Consider the following 15996-nt stretch of genomic DNA (forward strand, 5'->3'; position numbering starts at 1 on the left):
CCCGTGTTTCCCCGGACCGGACGCCCTCGGCGGGTCAACCCCCGTACCGGGAACGCAGTTCCACCTTGCGCACCTTTCCGGACACCGTCATCGGGAAGGCGTCGAGGAGTTGGAGGCGGGTGGGGATCTTGTAGTGGGCGAGCCTGCCGTCGCAGAAGGCGCGCAGCTCCTCCAGGGTGAGCGGGTCGGCGCCGTCGCGCGGGATGACACAGGCGAGCACTTCCTCGCCGTACCGCTCGTGCGGGACGCCGACGACCTGGACGTCGGCGATCTTCGGGTGGGCGTAGAGGAACTCCTCGATCTCGCGCGGGTAGATGTTCTCGCCGCCCCGGATGATCATGTCCTTGATCCGGCCGACGATCTCGACGTACCCGTCCTCGCGCATCACCGCCAGGTCGCCGGTGTGCATCCAGCGGGCGGGGTCGACGGACTCGGCGGTCTTCTCCGGCTCGTCCCAGTAGCCGAGCATCACGCTGTACCCGCGTGTGCACAACTCCCCCGCCGTGCCGCGCGGTTGGGTGACGCCGGTGACCGGGTCGACGATCTTCACCTCGATGTGCGGCAGGACGCGGCCGACGGTGCCGGTGCGGTGTTCGAGGTCGTCGTCGCGCCGGGTCTGGGTGGAGACCGGCGAGGTCTCCGTCATGCCGTAGCAGATGGACACCTCGGCCATGTTCATCTCGCTGACCACCCGCTTCATCACCTCCACCGGGCAGGGTGAGCCCGCCATGATGCCGGTGCGCAGCGAGGAGAGGTCGTAGTCGGCGAAGCCGGGCAGGTTCAGCTCGGCGATGAACATGGTGGGCACGCCGTACAGCGAGGTGCAGCGCTCCTGCTGCACCGCCTCCAGGGTGGCCCGGGGTTCGAAGGACGGGGCGGGGATGACAATGCAGGCACCATGGGACGTAGCTGCCAGATTCCCCATGACCATGCCGAAACAGTGATAGAACGGGACAGGCAGACAGACCCGGTCCTGCTCGCTGTACGCGATCAACTCCCCCACGAAGTAACCGTTGTTGAGGATGTTGTGGTGGGAGAGCGTGGCGCCCTTGGGGAAGCCGGTGGTGCCCGAGGTGTACTGGATGTTGACCGGGTCGTCGCAGGACAGGTCGTCGGGCAGGGCGGCGGGGACGGCGCGGGCGCGCAGCGCGTCCCAGCTCGGGTCGCCGAAGAACACCGCCTCGCGCAGCGCGGGGCAGTTGGGGCGGACCTCGTCCACCATGGCCCGGTAGTCACTGGTCTTGTGCCCGAGCGAGGCGAACAGCAGGGAGATCCCGGCCTGTTTGAGCACGTACTCGACCTCGTGGGTGCGGTACGCCGGGTTGATGTTCACCATGATCGCGCCGATCCGCGCGGTGGCGTACTGCACGAGCACCCACTCGGCGCAGTTGACCGCCCAGATCCCGACCCGGTCGCCCTTGGAGACCCCGGACGCGAGCAGCGCGTACGCCAGCTCGTCCACGTCGGCCAGGAGCCGCGCGTACGTCCAGCGCCGTCCGGTGGGCACGTCGACGAGGGCTTCCCGGTCGGGCCAAGTGGCGGCAGTGCGGGCGAGGTTGTCCCCGATCGTGTCGCCGAGGAGTGGGGTGTCGCCGGTTCCGTGCGCGTACGACAGTGCGGTCACCGGAAGTCCTCCTCGCGGTACTCGGCGTCCGAGCCGGCCGCCGTGGCCTCACGCAGTTCGATCCGGCGGATCTTGCCGGAGACGGTCTTGGGCAGCGGCGCGAACTCCAGCCTGCGCACGCGCTTGTAGGGGGCGAGGACCTGCCGGGAGTGCTCGAAGAGCACCTTCGCGGTGTCCGGTCCGGGCTCCCAGCCCTCGGCGAGCACGATGTACGCCTTGGGCACGGCGAGCCGCAGCTCGTCCGGTGCGGGCACGACGGCCGCCTCGGCGACCGCCTCGTGCTCCAGCAGGGCGCTCTCCAGCTCGAAGGGGCTGATCTTGTAGTCGGAGGCCTTGAAGACGTCGTCGCTGCGGCCCACGTAGGTGAGGTAGCCGTCCTCGTCGCGGGAGGCGACGTCGCCGGTGCGGTAGTAGCCGCCCGCCATCGCCTCCGCCGTACGGTCGGCGTCGCCGTGGTAGCCGGTCATCAGGCCGACCGGGCGGGCCGACAGGTCGAGGGCGATCTCGCCCTCGGCGGCGCCGGGCGCGCCGCTGACCGGGTCCAGCAGTTCGACGCGGTAGCCGGGGCTGGGGCGGCCCATGGAGCCGGTCTTCAGCGGCTGGCCGGGGCTGTTGGAGACCTGGACGGCCGTCTCGGTCTGCCCGAAGCCGTCCCGGATGGTGACCCCCCAGGCCCGCCGTACCTGCTCGATGACCTCGGGGTTCAGCGGCTCGCCCGCCGCCACGGCCTCGCGCGGCGGGGTGCGCAGCGCGGACAGGTCGGCCTGGATGAGCATGCGCCACACGGTGGGCGGGGCGCAGAAGGTGGTGACGCCCGCCCGGTCCATCTCGGCCATGAGGCGGGCCGCGTCGAAGCGCGTGTAGTTGTGCAGGAAGACGGTGGCCTCGGCGTTCCACGGCGCGAACAGGTTCGACCAGGCGTGCTTGGCCCAGCCCGGGGAGGAGATGTTCAGGTGCACGTCGCCGGGCTTCAGACCGATCCAGTACATGGTGGCGAGATGGCCGACCGGGTACGACAGGTGGGTGTGCTCGACCAGCTTGGGGCGGGCGGTGGTGCCGGAGGTGAAGTAGAGCATCAGCGGGTCGTCGGAGCGGGTCGGCCCGTCCGGGGTGAAGCCGGAGGGCGCCGTGTAGGCGTCCTCGTACGGCAGCCAGCCCTCCCGGGCGCCGCCGACCGCGACGCGCGTGTAGTCGCCGGGCACCTCGTCGAACTTCCCGGTGTCCTCGGACCGCACGATCACCTGCCGCACGCGTCCGCGCTCCACCCGGTCGCGCAGATCGGCGGGCCCGAGCAGCGGGGTGGCCGGGATGACGACCGCGCGCAGCTTCATCGCGGCCAGCGCGGTCTCCCACAGCTCGATCTGGTTGCCGAGCATCACCAGGATCCGGTGCTCGGCCTCCACTCCCCGCTCGCGCAGCCAGTTGGCGACCCTGTCGGAGCGCTCCGACAGCTCGGCGAAGGACAGCCGCCGCTCGCTGCCGTCCTCCTCGACGATGTGCAGGGCCGTGCGGTCGTTGCCCTCCGCGATCACGTCGAACCAGTCCAGGGCCCAGTTGAAGCGCTCGGGCCGGGGCCACTGGAACCCGTCGTAGGCCGTGGCGTAGTCCTCGCGGTGCTCCAGCAGGAAGTCCCGTGCCCTGCGGAAGTCCTCGGTGGCCGTCATGTGTCCATACCTTTCTTCCTGGGTTCGTTCCGGTCATTCGTAAGATCGGGAAGCCCAGGGGTCCTGGGTGTGGCTGTCATGTGTCTGCCGTAGTCCTCCTTGGTCCCGGACCATTGCCCGGCGGCTCCCTGTCATCGTGTAATCCGTGATGCAGGTCTCACTACCCCCGAATGGGGGTGACGCCCCGGACGGGAAGGCAGGCAGGTGACGGCAGAGGGCGCCTCGACGGAGATCCGGGCCGCGCTGGCGCGGCTGCGGCGCACGACCGGGCTGCCGGTCGCGTTCGGCGGTCTGGTCGAGTACGCGCGCCCGCTCATGCTCATCAGCGAGCTCAACGGCACCGCCACGCGCTCCCTGAGCCGCCTCGCGGTCACCGCGGGTACCGGTCTCGGCGGGCGGGCGGTGGCCCTGGCCCGGCCGTGCGCGGTGACCGACTACTCCTCCTCCCGGCAGATCAGCCACGAGTACGACTCCGCCGTCGAGGCGGAGGGCCTGCGCTCGGTCCTGGCCGTGCCGGTGGTGGTACGGCGCCGGGTCCGGGGTGTCCTCTACGGCGCCCTGCGCACCGCCCAGCCGCTGGGCGACCGCACGCTGTCCGCCGCCGTGGCCGCGGCGCGGGACGTGGAGCAGGCGCTGGTGGTGCGGGAGGCGGCCCGGGAGCTGCTGGAGGCGGCGCGGCCGGATCCCTCGCCCGATCCCTCGCCGGGAGCGGCGGGGGGTGCCGCCTGGGAACAGGTGCGGGAGGCTCATGCGGCGCTGCGGGCGCTGGCGCCGCGGGTGTCCGATCCGGGGCTCCGGGACGAGCTGATGTCGGTGTGCGGGATGCTCACCGGGGAGGGCGCGTCCTCGCCCGTTTCCCTGGCGCCCCGGGAAGTGGACGTGCTGGCCTGTGTGGCCGCCGGGGCCACCAACGCGGTGGCTGCCGAGCGGCTGGGGGTGCGGGTGGAGACGGTGAAGGGGTACCTGCGGTCGGCCATGCGGAAGCTGGGGGCGCATACCCGGGGCGAGGCGGTGGTCGCTGCGCGGCGGGCGGGGGTGTTGCCCTAGGGGGCGCCCCCGGGGCTTGTTGGGCGGCTGCGGGCGCGTGGTGGCCGGTCGCGCAGTTCCCCGCGCCCCCAGGGGGAGTCGTCGTGCTCCGAATTGACATGCTCCGTGTCTGTAATTTGGCTCACTCGTCCGGCCCTCCGGAATTCAAAGAACCATTGCCTAATATTGGCCAGGACACGCCACACGGAGGGGAGCGGTGACCGTGCCACAGGACTTCAGGGAGCCTGCCAGATCCCGCTCCGACCTGGTCATCGGCAGGGACGAGCCGTTCGCCGCCGCGCGCGATCAGCTGTCCCGGGGCGGCAGTGTCCTGCTCCACGGGCCCGCCGGAATTGGAAAGTCCACCGTTCTGCGGGCATTGGCCGCCGAATACGGCACCGCGGTCCGGACCGTGTTGCGCTGCTCCGCCACCGAGTCCGAATCCCACCTTCCCTTCCTCGCCCTCGCCGACCTCCTCGGCCTGGTCCTGGACGAGGTCTGCGAGAAGCTGCCCGCCGCCCAGCGCACCGCCCTGGAGTCGGCGCTCACCGGTCGCGGCGAGTCCACGCTCCAGCGCGACGGCCTCGCCCTGCGCCTCGCCGTCCTCTCCGCCCTGCGCGCCCTCGCCGCCGAGGGCCCCGTCCTGATCGTCGCCGACGACCTGCAGTGGCTGGATCCGGCCAGTGCCGAACTCCTCGGCTTCGCCGCCCGCCGCCTCGGTGACACCCCGGTGCGGATGCTGTGCGCGGCCCGCACCGAGGACGAGGAGTACGACCGCCATCTGCGCGCCTCCCCGCCGGACACCCTCGCTCTCCGGCTCGGCCCGCTCTCCCGTACCCAGGTCGCCGACCTGCTCGACCACCGCGGCTACTCCGGTCTGCCCCGCACCACCGTCCGCGAGATCCACCGCACCAGCGGCGGCAACCCGCTCTTCGCCCTGGAACTCGGCCGCGCGCTCGCCGAGAACCCCACCCCGCCCCGGCCCGGCGAACCACTGCCGGTGCCGACCTCGCTGCGCGCGCTGGTCCTCAGCCGGCTGGAGATGCTCTCCCCCGACGCCCGCCACACCCTCCTCGTGGCCAGCGCCGGCGCCCGGCCCACGCTGGCCACGCTGAGCGCGGCGGGGCGCGCCGACGCCGAGGCGGAGACCGCGCACGCGGCAGCGCTCGGGCTGCTGGCCACCGACTCGGAGGGCCCGGCCGTACGGTTCGCGCATCCGCTGATCTCGGCCGCGCTGTACGCGGAGGCGTCCGCGCAGGAGCGTCGGGCCGCCCACGCCGCGCTGTCCAAGGCGGCCTCCGACCCCATCGAACGGGCCCGGCACCTGGCGCTCGCCACCACCGGCACCGATCCGGAGGTGGCCGCCTCACTGGCGGAGGCCGCCGCCCTGGCCCGGGACCGGGGCGCGCCCTCGGTCGCCGCCTCGCTGGGCAGGCTGGCCGCCCGGCACACCCCGGCCGAGGACGGCCCGCACGCGGTGCTGCTGCAGGCCGCCGAGGACGCCATCACCGCCGGTGAGCTGGACCTCGCCCGGGACATCGCCCGCGAGGTGCTGGCCGGGTCGACGGTGCCCGCCGAGCGGGTGCGGGCCTGGATCGTGGTGATCGAGACCGCGGGACACGCCATGTCCGAGGTGGACGCGGTCTTCCCGCAGGCCCTCGCCGACGCGGGCAACGACCCGAGGCTGCTGGCCCGCATCCACTACCAGCTGGGCTGGCGGGCGCTGCTGGTGGACGGCGACTTCGACCCGGCCCGCGAGGAGACGGCGTACTCCGCGCAGCTCGCCGCGCGCGGCGGCGACCGGTACACCGAGCTGATGGCGCTCGCCTTCCAGGCGCAGATCGAGACCCTGATGGGCCACCCGGACGCGCCCGAGACCATCAAGCGGGCGCTGCGCGAGCCGCAGGACCCGCGGGTGGCCTGGCACCACAACGGCGCCGGGTACGCGCGGTTCCGCTGGCTGATGATGAGCGACCAGCTCGCCGAGGCGCGGGCCACGGTGACCGGGCTGCTGCGCGAGGTACGGCGGCGCGGTTCGGTGGAGAGCGAGGTGCACTTCCTGCGCGGGCTCGCCGAGACCGAGCTGCGCACCGGGCACTGCGCCCGCGCCCTGGACCTGTCCCGGGAGAGCCTGCGGCTGGCCCGGGACACCGGGATCGGCGAGGTGGCCTCCGCCGTGCTCACCTCGTTCGCCGAGGCGGCGGGCGGTTCGCTGGACCGGGCGCTGGCGCTGGCCCGGGAGGCGCTGGACCACGCCGAGCAGGACGGCGACCAGATGTACGAGTCGCGTGCGCTGGCCGCGCTCGGGCACGCCCAGCTGGTGGCCGGTGACACGCCCGCCGCGGTGACCTCGCTGCGCCGGGTGCGCGAGCTGGAGCAGGGGCTCGGCATCACCGACCCGGCGCGCGGGCGCTGGCACGGCGATCTCGCCGAGGCACTGGTGCGGATCGGGGCGCTGGAGGAGGCGCAGGACGTCATCGACACGGCGCGGGCCCGTGCGCTGCGCCTGGGCCGGGAGTCGGTGCTGGCGGTACTGGACCGCGCCGAGGCGCTGGTGCGCGCGGCGCGGGGTGAACGGGAGCCCGCGCTGGACCGGTTGACATCGGTGCAGGACCGTTTGGCCAAGTTGGGCTACGGCCTGGAGGAGGCGCGCGCGGCGTTCGCGCTGGCGGCCCTGCGCACGCACCGGCCGGGGCCCACCTCGTACGACGAGGCGGCCCGGCTGTTCCGGCGGTGCCGGGCGCTGCCGTGGCTGGGCCAGGTCGAGGCGGCGGCCACCGCGCCCCCGGTCGAACCGGTGCGCGCCGAGGCCCCGGCCGCGACGCTGGACGCGCTGGACTCACTGGCCGCGATGGAGCGTCAGGTCGCGGCGCTGGTCATGGAGGGCGCCACCAACCGGGAGATAGCGGGGCGGCTGTTCATCAGCGTCAAGACGGTCGAGGCGACGCTGACCCGGGTCTACCGCAAGCTCGGGATCCGTTCGCGCGTCGACATCGTCAGACTGGCGGCGGGCCGTCCGGCCAACTGAGGCGCCGTCGGCCTACCGGCTGTCCCGCCAACTGAGGCGCCGTCGGCTCGGCGGGCCGGCTCACCGGCTGTTCGGCAAGCGCGGAACCGCGGATTCACCGGCACCGGGGGTTTGGCCGGGCCGACCGAGGGTTTTCCCTGCCCAACTCCCTTAGGGGGTTCCCCTCTTGGGAAGGGGTCCGGTCCGGTTCTAGCGTATGCCTCGTGCCGCTCGCCGGGCATACGGGGGTCGGTCCCGCGACCCCCGTGCAAGACCCCCCACCTCCCGTGCGACCCCCCACCGGCAATTCCCCAGGAGACTCATGTTCGGGCTCACCCGTGCCAGGAAGGCCGCGACCGTGCTCGCGGTCGGCGCAGCCGCCGCGGCCACCGCGCTGATCGGCCCCGCCCCCGCCGCCGTCGCGGCTCCTCAGCCCATCGTGGGCGGTTCGACGACCACGACCTCCGCGTACCCGTTCATGATGCAGATCACCGACTCCGGGCAGAACCAGTTCTGCGGCGGCACCCTCGTCTCCCCGACGAAGGTCGTCACCGCCGCGCACTGCATGGTCGGCGAGACCACCAGCACCGTCCGGGTCGTGGGCGGCCGCACCTACCGCAACGGCACCAACGGCACCGTCAGCCGGGTCAGCAGGATCTGGATCCACCCGAGCTACACCGACGCCACCAACGGCGACGACGTGGCCGTGCTGACCCTGTCGACGTCGATGCCGTACACCCCGGCGCCGTACGTCTCCTCGACCCAGACCGGCGTGTACGCGGCGGGCACCACCGCGCGGATCCTCGGCTGGGGCACCACCCGCTCGAACGGCAGCTCCTCCAACCAGCTGCGCACGGCGACGGTGCCGATCGTCTCCAGCTCCAGCTGTGCGAACTCCTACGGCTCGGACTACATCGCGTCCGACATGGTCTGCGCCGGATACACCTCCGGCGGCGTTGACACCTGCCAGGGCGACAGCGGCGGTCCCCTGCTTGTCGGGGGCGTCCTGGCAGGGATCACTTCCTGGGGAGAGGGCTGCGCGGCGGCCGGCCACCCGGGCGTCTACACCCGGCTGACCACGTTCTCCAGCCTGGTCACGGCGCAGGTCAACTCGTGACCTGAGAAGACTCCTGAGTATCCCTCAGGTGACAAACCCGGGGGCGTTGCGGGCCTCCACGAGCGGCCCGCAACGCCCCCGATCCATGTCCGCCGTCAGGGCAGCACCTTCCCGAACCGGATGTCGTACGACGTCTCGGGGTGCATGACCTTGAGCATGTACTCCCCCTCCGCGACGACCTCGGCGCGCTGGGCCCTGGTGAGGTCCTGGAACGGCTCGATGACCAGCGAGCCGTCGCTGATCAGCCAGACGCCCGCGAGGAAACCGTCGACGAGGAGCGGGCAGAAGACGGTGTTCACCTGCCAGGTGCGGCCCTTGTTCGCGGGCGGGACCACCCGGGTGCGGTCCGCGTGGGAGAGCAGCAGGTTGTCGAACTCTGGCAGGAAGCGGGGCGGCGCCGGGGTCCCGGGGTCCGGGCGCGGGGCGTCGGGGAGGTCGAAGAGCTCGACGCCGTTCTCGTCGCGGAAGGTGACCAGGTCGGGGCGCAGCCGCTCGAAGGCGGGGCGGGTCCGGGTGAGCCCGCACCAGGTCTGGAAGTCCTTCACCGAGGCCGGGCCGAAGGCGGCGAGGTAGCGCAGCACGGTGGCGTCGAGGTCCGCGGCGGGCTCGGCGTCCCGGCCCAGCCAGTGTTCGGCGGTGGTGAGGCGGACCTGGGCGCTCCTGCCCCACACCCCGCGCGGGGTGATCTGCACCAGCGGCAGCTTGCAGCGGGCGGCGATGGCGAGGGCCTGCGGATCGGCGTCCGGCCACTGGGGGCCCAGCGCCTCCCGCAGCTGCTTCATGGTGCGCGGCTCCTCCTCGACCAGGTCGCGGGCGAGGGCGGCGAGCCGGTCCAGGTCGACGCCGACGAGGCCCTTGCGGAAGATGCCGATCTCCCGGTCCCGGGCGGGCTGCACGAGGGGACGCAGCGCGAGGCTGTCGTCGGCGGTGTGCAGATGAATGGTGGACCGGACGGTGACGATCCGCACGGTCTCGCGCCGCTCCAGCGTCCCGGCCAGCTCCTCGGGCGTGAAGCCGTCGAGGCGGGCGGCGAGCGCGTAGTACGGCGGCTTGACCTCCTGCGCCTGCAGGCCGACCAGGTGCTCCACGGCCGCCCGCGCGGACATCGGGGTGCGGCGCAGCAGCAGTTGCCGGTCGAGGGTGGCGCGGTTGAGGGCGCGGGTGCCGAGAACGGGGCCTTGGGCGGTCGTCTTCGTCATGCTCCGCACGCTAGTACCGATTGCGGACAGATACGGTCCGCGATCGCGCCGCGCCCGGTCGCGCCCGGCCACCGAGGTGCCCGTATAGCCTGACGCGAGATCACCCGGGCATCGGCCGAGAGGCAGCACGATGGCGAAGAGCAACCGGAAGTCCGTCTGGCGCCGCGCCCTGACCGCCCCCGCCGGCATACCGCGCCCCGCGCGTCCCGACGACGGTCCCCCGCCCGCCGAGCCGGAACCGCCGAGCATCGTGCAGGCGGTGCTCTACCGGGACGGGGTGCGGGTCTCCTCCCCCGCCACGCTCGCCGAGACCTACCGCGCCCTGCGCGAACAGCCCTCCGGCATGGCCTGGATCGGCCTGGCCCGCCCTCCGGCCGCCGAACTGAAGTCGCTCGCCGCCGAGTTCGACCTGCATCCGCTGGCCGTCGAGGACGCGCTGGAGGCCCACCAGCGCCCGAAGCTGGAACGCTACGGCGACACCCTCTTCGTCGTCCTGCGGGCGGCCCGCTACCTGGACGCGCCCGAGCAGGTCGACTTCGCCGAGCTGCACGTGTTCGTCGGCCCCGACTTCGTGATCACGGTCCGGCACGGCGCGGCACCCGACCTGTCGGCGGTGCGCCGCCGGATGGAGGAGACACCGGAACTGCTGCGGCTGGGCCCGGAGGCGGTGCTGTACGCGATCCTCGACGCGGTGGTCGACGGCTACGCTCCGGTCGTCGAGGGCGTCCAGAACGACATCGACGAGATCGAGACGGAGGTCTTCAGCGGCGATCCGGAGGTGTCCCGCCGCATCTACGAACTCTCCCGCGAAATGGTCGAGTTCCAGCGCGCCACCCGCCCCCTGGTCGGCATGCTGCACGGCCTGATGGCGGGTTTCGCCAAGTACGGCACGGACGAGGAGCTCCAGCGCTACCTCCGCGACGTCGCCGACCATGTCACGCACACCAGTGAGCGCGTCGACTCCTTCCGCCAGGCCCTGACCGAGATCCTCACCGTCAACGCCACCCTGGTCACCCAGCAACAGAACGCGGAGATGCGGGCGTTGGCCGAGGCGGGCTTCGAACAGAACGAGGAGATCAAGCGCATCTCCTCGTGGGCGGCGATCCTGTTCGCGCCCACCCTGGTCGGCACGATCTACGGCATGAACTTCGAGCACATACCGGAACTGCGCTGGCTGTTCGGCTACCCCTTCGCCCTGCTCCTGATGGGGGTGGTGTGCACCGGCCTGTACGCGGTCTTCAAGCGGCGCGACTGGCTGTGAACCCCGGGCAGGGCTCAGCTCACGGCCTTGGAGACCAGTTCCGCGATCCGGGTCTCGTCGGCCGGGGTGAGGCGGGCGAGGGCGAAGTAGGTGGGCCACATGTTTCCCTCGTCGAGGGCCGCGGTGTCGCTGAAACCGAGCATCGCGTAGCGGGAGTTGAACTTCTGCGCGCTCTGGAAGAAGCAGACGACCTTGCCGTTCCTGGCGTAGGCCGGCATGCCGTACCAGAGCTTCGGGGCCAGTTCGGGGGCGGTGGAGGTGACGACGGCGTGGACGCGCTCGGCCAGCTCCCGGTCCGACTCGCCCATCTCGCCGATCTTCTCCAGTACGGCCGCCCGGTCCTGGGCCTCCTTCTCGGCGCGCGAGGTGCGGCGGGAGGAGGCCTTCACTTCCTTGGCGCGCTCCTTCATCGCGGCGCGCTCCTGCGCGGTCCACTCCTGGGTGTCGCTGTCGCGGTCCGCGGTCTGCCGGGTGCTGGTCATGACGGGTTCCTTCCGTTGCTGTCGTTCGCGGGGACGCTCTGGCGCGTGATGGCGCCGAGCCGGTTGAGCAGGTTGGTGGTGCCGATCAGCAGGATCAGCGCGGCGAGCCTGCGCTCGTCGTAGTAGGTGGCCGCCCGGTCCCAGGTGCGGTCGTCGACCGCGTCGGGCCGGTCGGCGAGCCGGGTGGCGGTCTCGGCCAGTTCCAGGGCCGCCCGTTCCGCCGGGGTGAACCAGGCGGTGTCCCGCCAGGCGGCGAGGGCGTGCAGGCGTTCGTCGCTGACGCCGGCCGCGCGGGCCGCCGTGACCCCGGCGTGGACATCGGATCCGCAGCCGTTGATCTGGCTGATCCGCAGCCGTACCAGGGCCAGCGTCCGCGGGTCCGGGCCGGCTGAGTGCACGGCGCGGAGGATCTCCGTCAGGGGCCGGGCCGTGTCCGGCAGGACATCGGCGGGGTTCCGCATACGGGGCCGCATCGTTCTCTCCCTTCTCTTCCGGTCCGGTTCTCGGTGCCCCGTTTCCGTCGGGGTGTGGCTCCATCACAGCCCGGCCCGGACGTACCGACCATGCGCGTGGGACGGCGTGGGACAGCGGAACGGCCCTTGACCTGCGTGGACCGGGGCGGAAAGACTTCTGCGGCGATGGGACGGACGGCGCTTCTGTCCCGGGATGAACAGTGCTTCCGCCCGGGGGACGGACCGTGCTTCCGCGCCCCGGGGGACGGACAGTGCTTCCGCGCCCCGGGGGAAGGACAGTGCTTCCGCCCGGGGGACGGCAACGACGGGGGAACAGTCATGAACGCATCCACGAACGATCCGCAGGAAGAACTGGCGGCCCGGCTGCGGATGCTCCAGGAGCTGTCCGGGCTCGGCGTCCGCGCGCTCGCCCGGGAGGCGGGGCTCAGCTCCTCGTCCCTGTCCCGGTACCTCAACGGGCAGACCGTGCCGCCGTGGCCGGCCGTGGTCGCCCTGTGCCGGCTGGTCAAGCGCGACCCGCGCCCGCTGCGGCCCCTGTGGGAGCGGATCTCCAGCCCGCTGCCCGCGCCCCCGAAGAGCAGCCGCCAGGCCCGCCCGCGCCCCCGCAACGACCTGCCGCGCGACGTGCCCGACTTCACCGGCCGTGCGGAGGAGCTGGCCGCGGTGTTCGCCGCCGTCGACAGCCACCGCGCGGTCTCCGTGGACGGGATGGCGGGCGTCGGCAAGACCTCCCTCGCCGTGCACGCCGCGCACCGCCTGGCCGACGGCTTCCCCGACGGACAGCTCTACGTCGACCTGCACGGCTTCACCGAGGGCCGCCTCCCGCTCGACCCCGACTCGGCGCTGCGGATGCTGCTCGGCGCGCTGGACGTCCCGTCCGAGCGGGTCCCGCAGGAGGGGCTGGAGCAACTGGCCGCCTGTTGGCGCGCGGAGCTGGCGGACCGTCGGGTCGTGGTGGTCCTCGACAACGCCGCCGACGCGGACCAGGTACGGCCGCTGCTGCCCGGCGCCGGGGACTCCGTCGCCCTGATCACCAGCCGCAACCGGCTGTTCGGCCTGGACGAGGTGCCGCCGGTCTCCCTGGACGTGCTCGGCCCCGAGGAGGGCGCGCAGTTGCTGGCGCGGGCGAGCGGGGAGAGCGGCGGCCCCGAGGGCAGGCTGGCCCGTGACCCGGAGTCGGCGGCCGAGGTGCTTCGGCTGTGCGGGCGGTTGCCGCTGGCGCTGCGGCTGGCAGGGGCCCGGCTGCGGCACCGGCCGGGCTGGACCGTGGGCATCCTGGCCGAGCGGCTCGCCGAGGGGACGGGCGAGTTCGACACCGCGTTCGCGATGTCGGTGCGTCAACTGGACCGCCCGCACGCCCGTTTGTTCCGGCTGCTGGGCCTGCTGCCCGGGGAGTCCTTCGACGAGTACGTGGCGGCGGCACTGGCGGACGTGCCGGTGCGCACGGCGCGGGCCATGCTGGAGGACCTGGTCGACGCCCACCTCGTACAGCAGCCGTCGGCGGGCCGCTACCGGCTGCACGATCTGGTGCACCAGCACGCGCGCCGCGCCTCGGCCGAGGAGGACCCGGCGGCCGAGCGGGAACGGGCCCTGGTGCGGGTGCTGGACTTCTACGTCCACACGGCGGCCGCCGCCGACGCCGCGATGCCGTTCGTGTCACCGGACCGCGCGGTCGCGGTGGGGCCCGCCCCGGCCGAACTCCCCCGATTCGCCGACAAAAACGCCGCCTTCGGCTGGCTCACCACGGAGTACGGCAACCTCGTCGCGGTGTTCGAGACCGCCGCGGCGATCGGCGCGGACGCTCATGTCTGCGAACTGCCGCGCTACTTGAGGTCGTACTTCGCGCGCCGGTGCGGCACGACCCACCTCAACGCCCTCTTCGAGCGGGCGCTTGCCGCCGCGGAACGGCTGGGCGAGCCGCTGCGGCTGGCGGAGGCGTACAGCGATCTGGGTTTCGCCCGCTACAACGCGGGCCGTACGGCGGAGGCGGCCGAGGCGTACGCGGCGGCCCGGCTCCGCCTCAAGGAGGCGGGGGACGGCCGTGCCGAGGCGGAACTGACGTTGCGCCGGGGCTATTTGAGCTGGGACGCGGGACACGTCGAGGAGCCGCTTGAGCTGTTCCGGCTCGCGGGGAAGCTGTACACCGACGCGGGCTGTCCCGAGGGCGCCGCGCACGCGGCCGCCGCCGAGTCCTGGGCACTGCTGCAACTGGGGCAGTCCGAGGAGGCGGCGCGGCTGGCCCGCGAGGTGCTGGAGGTTCCGCACGCCGACGCCGCGTGGCCGCCCGCGCTGACCGCGCGGATCGTACTCGGGGTGGCGCTGTCCCGGGAGACCCCCGAGGCGGCCTCGGACCACCTCCGGCAGGCGCTGTCGCTGGCCCGGGAGGACGGCCATCTGCACAACCAGGCGTGGTGTCTGAACTGCCGGGGTGTGGCACTGCGGCACATGGGCCGGTACGAGGAGGCGCTTGCCAGCCACCGTGAGGCCTTCGAGCTGCTGGACGAGCTGTTCGAGGAGCACTGGAAGATCCACTTCCTCAACGGCTACGCCGAGACCTGCCGGCTGGCCGGGCTGCCCGACGAGGCGCTGGGACTGCACCGGCAGGCCCTCGAACTGGGCCCGAGGCTCGGCAACCGGCACGAGGAGGCCGAGGCACACGAGGGCATCGCACGCGTACTGGACGGAACGGACCCGGAGCGGGCGGCTGAACACCGGGCGGCGGCACGGGTGGTGAGGGAGTCGCTGACAGCGGTGTGACCAGCGTCATTGCCGCCATCAGGGCATGATCAACCCACTATACATAGCGTGTATACACGCTATGTATAGTCGCCGCATGCCTCTTGCGACCAAGAAGATGAAGAAAACGGGGACCGCGTTCCTCGCGGCCGCGCTCCTGTGCACCGTGACGGCGCTCACGGGGTGCACGCGGCTGGAGACGACCTCCCCGGCCTCGGTGCGCGAGGACGCCTCGGCCGACGTCCAGGCCCGGGTCGGGACCGTCGACTGCCGCCAGGCCAAGTGCATAGCGCTGACCTTCGACGCGGGGCCGAGCGAGAACTCGCCCCGGCTGCTGGACATACTCAAGGAGGAACAGGTCCCGGCGACCTTCTTCCTCCTCGGCAAGCGGCACATCGAGAAGTACCCGGAGCTGGTGAAGCGGATGGCCGACGAGGGCCACGAACTGGCCAGCCACACCTGGGACCACAAGATCCTCACCGATCTCGGCGAGGACGAGATACGCGAGGAACTGGAGCGCCCGAACAAGGAGATAGAGCGCCTGACCGGGCACCGCCCCACACTGATGCGCCCGCCGCAGGGCCGCACGAACGACACCGTGCACGACGTCTGCCGCGAGCTGGGGATGTCCGAGGTGCTGTGGAGCGTCACGGCGAAGGACTACAAGACCACCGACTCCGAGCTGATCAAGGAGCGCGTGCTGGAGCAGTCGGACCGGGACGGCATCATCCTGCTGCACGACATCTACCGCGGCACGGTCCCCGCGGTCCCCGGCATCATCAAGGCCCTGAAGAAGCAGGGCTACACCTTCGTGACGGTGCCGCAACTGCTCGCGCCGGGCAAGGCGGAGCCCGGCGAGGTGTACCGCTAGCGCCGACGCGTCCGCGCGCCGTATACGGCCAAGCCGTTGAACTGGCCGGATTCCATAGGATCGGTGAGTGGTCTACTTTCAGTTCGCGCGTACGGTCCCGCTGCCCCTCGACGAGGCCTGGCGCCGCCTCACCGACTGGCCCCGCCACGGACAGGTCGTCCCCCTGACCCGGGTCACCGTCGAGCCATCCGGCCCGACCCGGCAGGGCACGGTCGTCCTCGCGCGCACCGGCCTGGGCCCGCTGGCCTTCGACGACCGCATGCAGATCACCACCTGGCACCCGCCCACCGAGGACACCCCCGGCCTGTGCCGCCTGGAGAAACGCGGCCGGGTCGTCCTGGGCTGGGCCGAGATCGAGGTCCGCCACGGCCCCGGCGGCCGCGCCCGAGTCCTGTGGCGCGAGGACCTACGGCTCCGCTTCCTCCCGGGCCTGTTCGACGCACCGGTCCGAACGACGGCGCAGTTGGTCTTCGGACGGGCAGTGAACCGGTTGCTGCGGATGCCCTGAGACCGGGCTGCCACACTGGGGCGCCCGT

12 protein-coding genes are annotated in these 15996 nt (G+C 72.4%); 7 read left to right on the top strand and 5 right to left on the bottom strand.

The features are described 5' to 3' along the window. Window positions 1-34: 34 nt before the first annotated feature. Both GA0115233_RS04055 and GA0115233_RS04060 read right to left on the bottom strand, forming a co-directional pair. Window positions 35-1624, bottom strand: a complete 1590-nt coding sequence (locus GA0115233_RS04055) for an AMP-binding protein (RefSeq protein WP_093718670.1) — start codon at window positions 1622-1624, stop codon at window positions 35-37. After that, complete coding sequence (locus GA0115233_RS04060; protein WP_093718671.1) at window positions 1621-3288, bottom strand: AMP-binding protein; 1668 nt, start codon at window positions 3286-3288, stop codon at window positions 1621-1623. Before GA0115233_RS04060 ends, GA0115233_RS04055 begins: the two co-directional genes overlap by 4 nt. 204 nt (window positions 3289-3492) lie before the next feature. Here GA0115233_RS04060 and GA0115233_RS04065 point away from each other — a divergent pair, with 204 nt between their 5' ends. From GA0115233_RS04065 to GA0115233_RS04075, 3 genes are all read left to right on the top strand, one after another. After that, window positions 3493-4335, top strand: a complete 843-nt coding sequence (locus tag GA0115233_RS04065) for a helix-turn-helix transcriptional regulator (protein ID WP_093718672.1) — start codon at window positions 3493-3495, stop codon at window positions 4333-4335. Window positions 4336-4531: 196 nt separating this feature from the next. Continuing rightward, window positions 4532-7342 carry an ATP-binding protein gene (locus GA0115233_RS04070; RefSeq protein WP_093718673.1) on the top strand — a complete coding sequence of 937 codons (2811 nt, stop codon included), beginning with the start codon at window positions 4532-4534 and terminating at the stop codon, window positions 7340-7342. Window positions 7343-7643: 301 nt separating this feature from the next. Next, the gene (locus GA0115233_RS04075) at window positions 7644-8438 is read left to right on the top strand and encodes a S1 family peptidase (protein ID WP_093718674.1); all 795 of its coding nucleotides are present in this window, start codon (window positions 7644-7646) and stop codon (window positions 8436-8438) included. Window positions 8439-8533: 95 nt separating this feature from the next. Here GA0115233_RS04075 and GA0115233_RS04080 read toward each other — a convergent pair whose 3' ends face one another. Continuing rightward, window positions 8534-9637, bottom strand: a complete 1104-nt coding sequence (locus tag GA0115233_RS04080) for a winged helix DNA-binding domain-containing protein (protein ID WP_093718675.1) — start codon at window positions 9635-9637, stop codon at window positions 8534-8536. 130 nt (window positions 9638-9767) lie between these two features. Here GA0115233_RS04080 and GA0115233_RS04085 point away from each other — a divergent pair, with 130 nt between their 5' ends. Next, entirely contained in the window at window positions 9768-10898 is a 1131-nt protein-coding gene (locus GA0115233_RS04085) for a magnesium and cobalt transport protein CorA (protein WP_093718676.1), read from the top strand. A 14-nt stretch (window positions 10899-10912) separates the two neighbouring features. On the opposite strand, the gene GA0115233_RS04090 is transcribed toward GA0115233_RS04085, so the two are convergent. Both GA0115233_RS04090 and GA0115233_RS04095 read right to left on the bottom strand, forming a co-directional pair. Next, window positions 10913-11380, bottom strand: a complete 468-nt coding sequence (locus tag GA0115233_RS04090) for an iron chaperone (protein WP_093718677.1) — start codon at window positions 11378-11380, stop codon at window positions 10913-10915. Beyond that, on the bottom strand, window positions 11377-11853 hold the full coding sequence (locus tag GA0115233_RS04095; RefSeq protein WP_093718678.1) for a carboxymuconolactone decarboxylase family protein: 477 nt from the start codon (window positions 11851-11853) through the stop codon (window positions 11377-11379). The genes GA0115233_RS04090 and GA0115233_RS04095 overlap by 4 nt, the downstream gene beginning before the upstream one ends. Window positions 11854-12171: 318 nt before the next feature. Between GA0115233_RS04095 and GA0115233_RS04100 the strand changes: the two genes are divergently transcribed. The 3 genes from GA0115233_RS04100 (at window position 12172) to GA0115233_RS04110 (ending at window position 15968) form a co-directional block, all read left to right on the top strand. Next, complete coding sequence (locus GA0115233_RS04100) at window positions 12172-14610, top strand: ATP-binding protein (RefSeq protein ID WP_093718679.1); 2439 nt, start codon at window positions 12172-12174, stop codon at window positions 14608-14610. A gap of 97 nt (window positions 14611-14707) precedes the next feature. Next, window positions 14708-15460 carry a polysaccharide deacetylase family protein gene (locus GA0115233_RS04105; protein ID WP_255310041.1) on the top strand — a complete coding sequence of 251 codons (753 nt, stop codon included), beginning with the start codon at window positions 14708-14710 and terminating at the stop codon, window positions 15458-15460. 67 nt (window positions 15461-15527) lie between these two features. Then, the gene (locus GA0115233_RS04110) at window positions 15528-15968 is read left to right on the top strand and encodes an Immediate-early protein 2 (RefSeq protein WP_093718681.1); all 441 of its coding nucleotides are present in this window, start codon (window positions 15528-15530) and stop codon (window positions 15966-15968) included. Window positions 15969-15996 lie beyond the last annotated feature (28 nt).

The sequence above is a fragment of the Streptomyces sp. DI166 genome (assembly GCF_900091315.1).
Taxonomy (GTDB): Bacteria; Actinomycetota; Actinomycetes; order Streptomycetales; family Streptomycetaceae; genus Streptomyces; species Streptomyces fuscus.

What these genes read in the sequence shown, in the direction of transcription:
- GA0115233_RS04060 (WP_093718671.1), bottom strand. Translation starts at nt 3,288, where the DNA reads ATGACGGCCACCGAGGACTTCCGCAGGGCACGGGACTTCCTGCTGGAG.
- GA0115233_RS04075 (WP_093718674.1), top strand. Translation starts at nt 7,644, where the DNA reads ATGTTCGGGCTCACCCGTGCCAGGAAGGCCGCGACCGTGCTCGCGGTC.
- GA0115233_RS04080 (WP_093718675.1), bottom strand. Translation starts at nt 9,637, where the DNA reads ATGACGAAGACGACCGCCCAAGGCCCCGTTCTCGGCACCCGCGCCCTC.
- GA0115233_RS04085 (WP_093718676.1), top strand. Translation starts at nt 9,768, where the DNA reads ATGGCGAAGAGCAACCGGAAGTCCGTCTGGCGCCGCGCCCTGACCGCC.
- GA0115233_RS04090 (WP_093718677.1), bottom strand. Translation starts at nt 11,380, where the DNA reads ATGACCAGCACCCGGCAGACCGCGGACCGCGACAGCGACACCCAGGAG.
- GA0115233_RS04095 (WP_093718678.1), bottom strand. Translation starts at nt 11,853, where the DNA reads ATGCGGCCCCGTATGCGGAACCCCGCCGATGTCCTGCCGGACACGGCC.
- GA0115233_RS04100 (WP_093718679.1), top strand. Translation starts at nt 12,172, where the DNA reads ATGAACGCATCCACGAACGATCCGCAGGAAGAACTGGCGGCCCGGCTG.
- GA0115233_RS04105 (WP_255310041.1), top strand. Translation starts at nt 14,708, where the DNA reads ATGAAGAAAACGGGGACCGCGTTCCTCGCGGCCGCGCTCCTGTGCACC.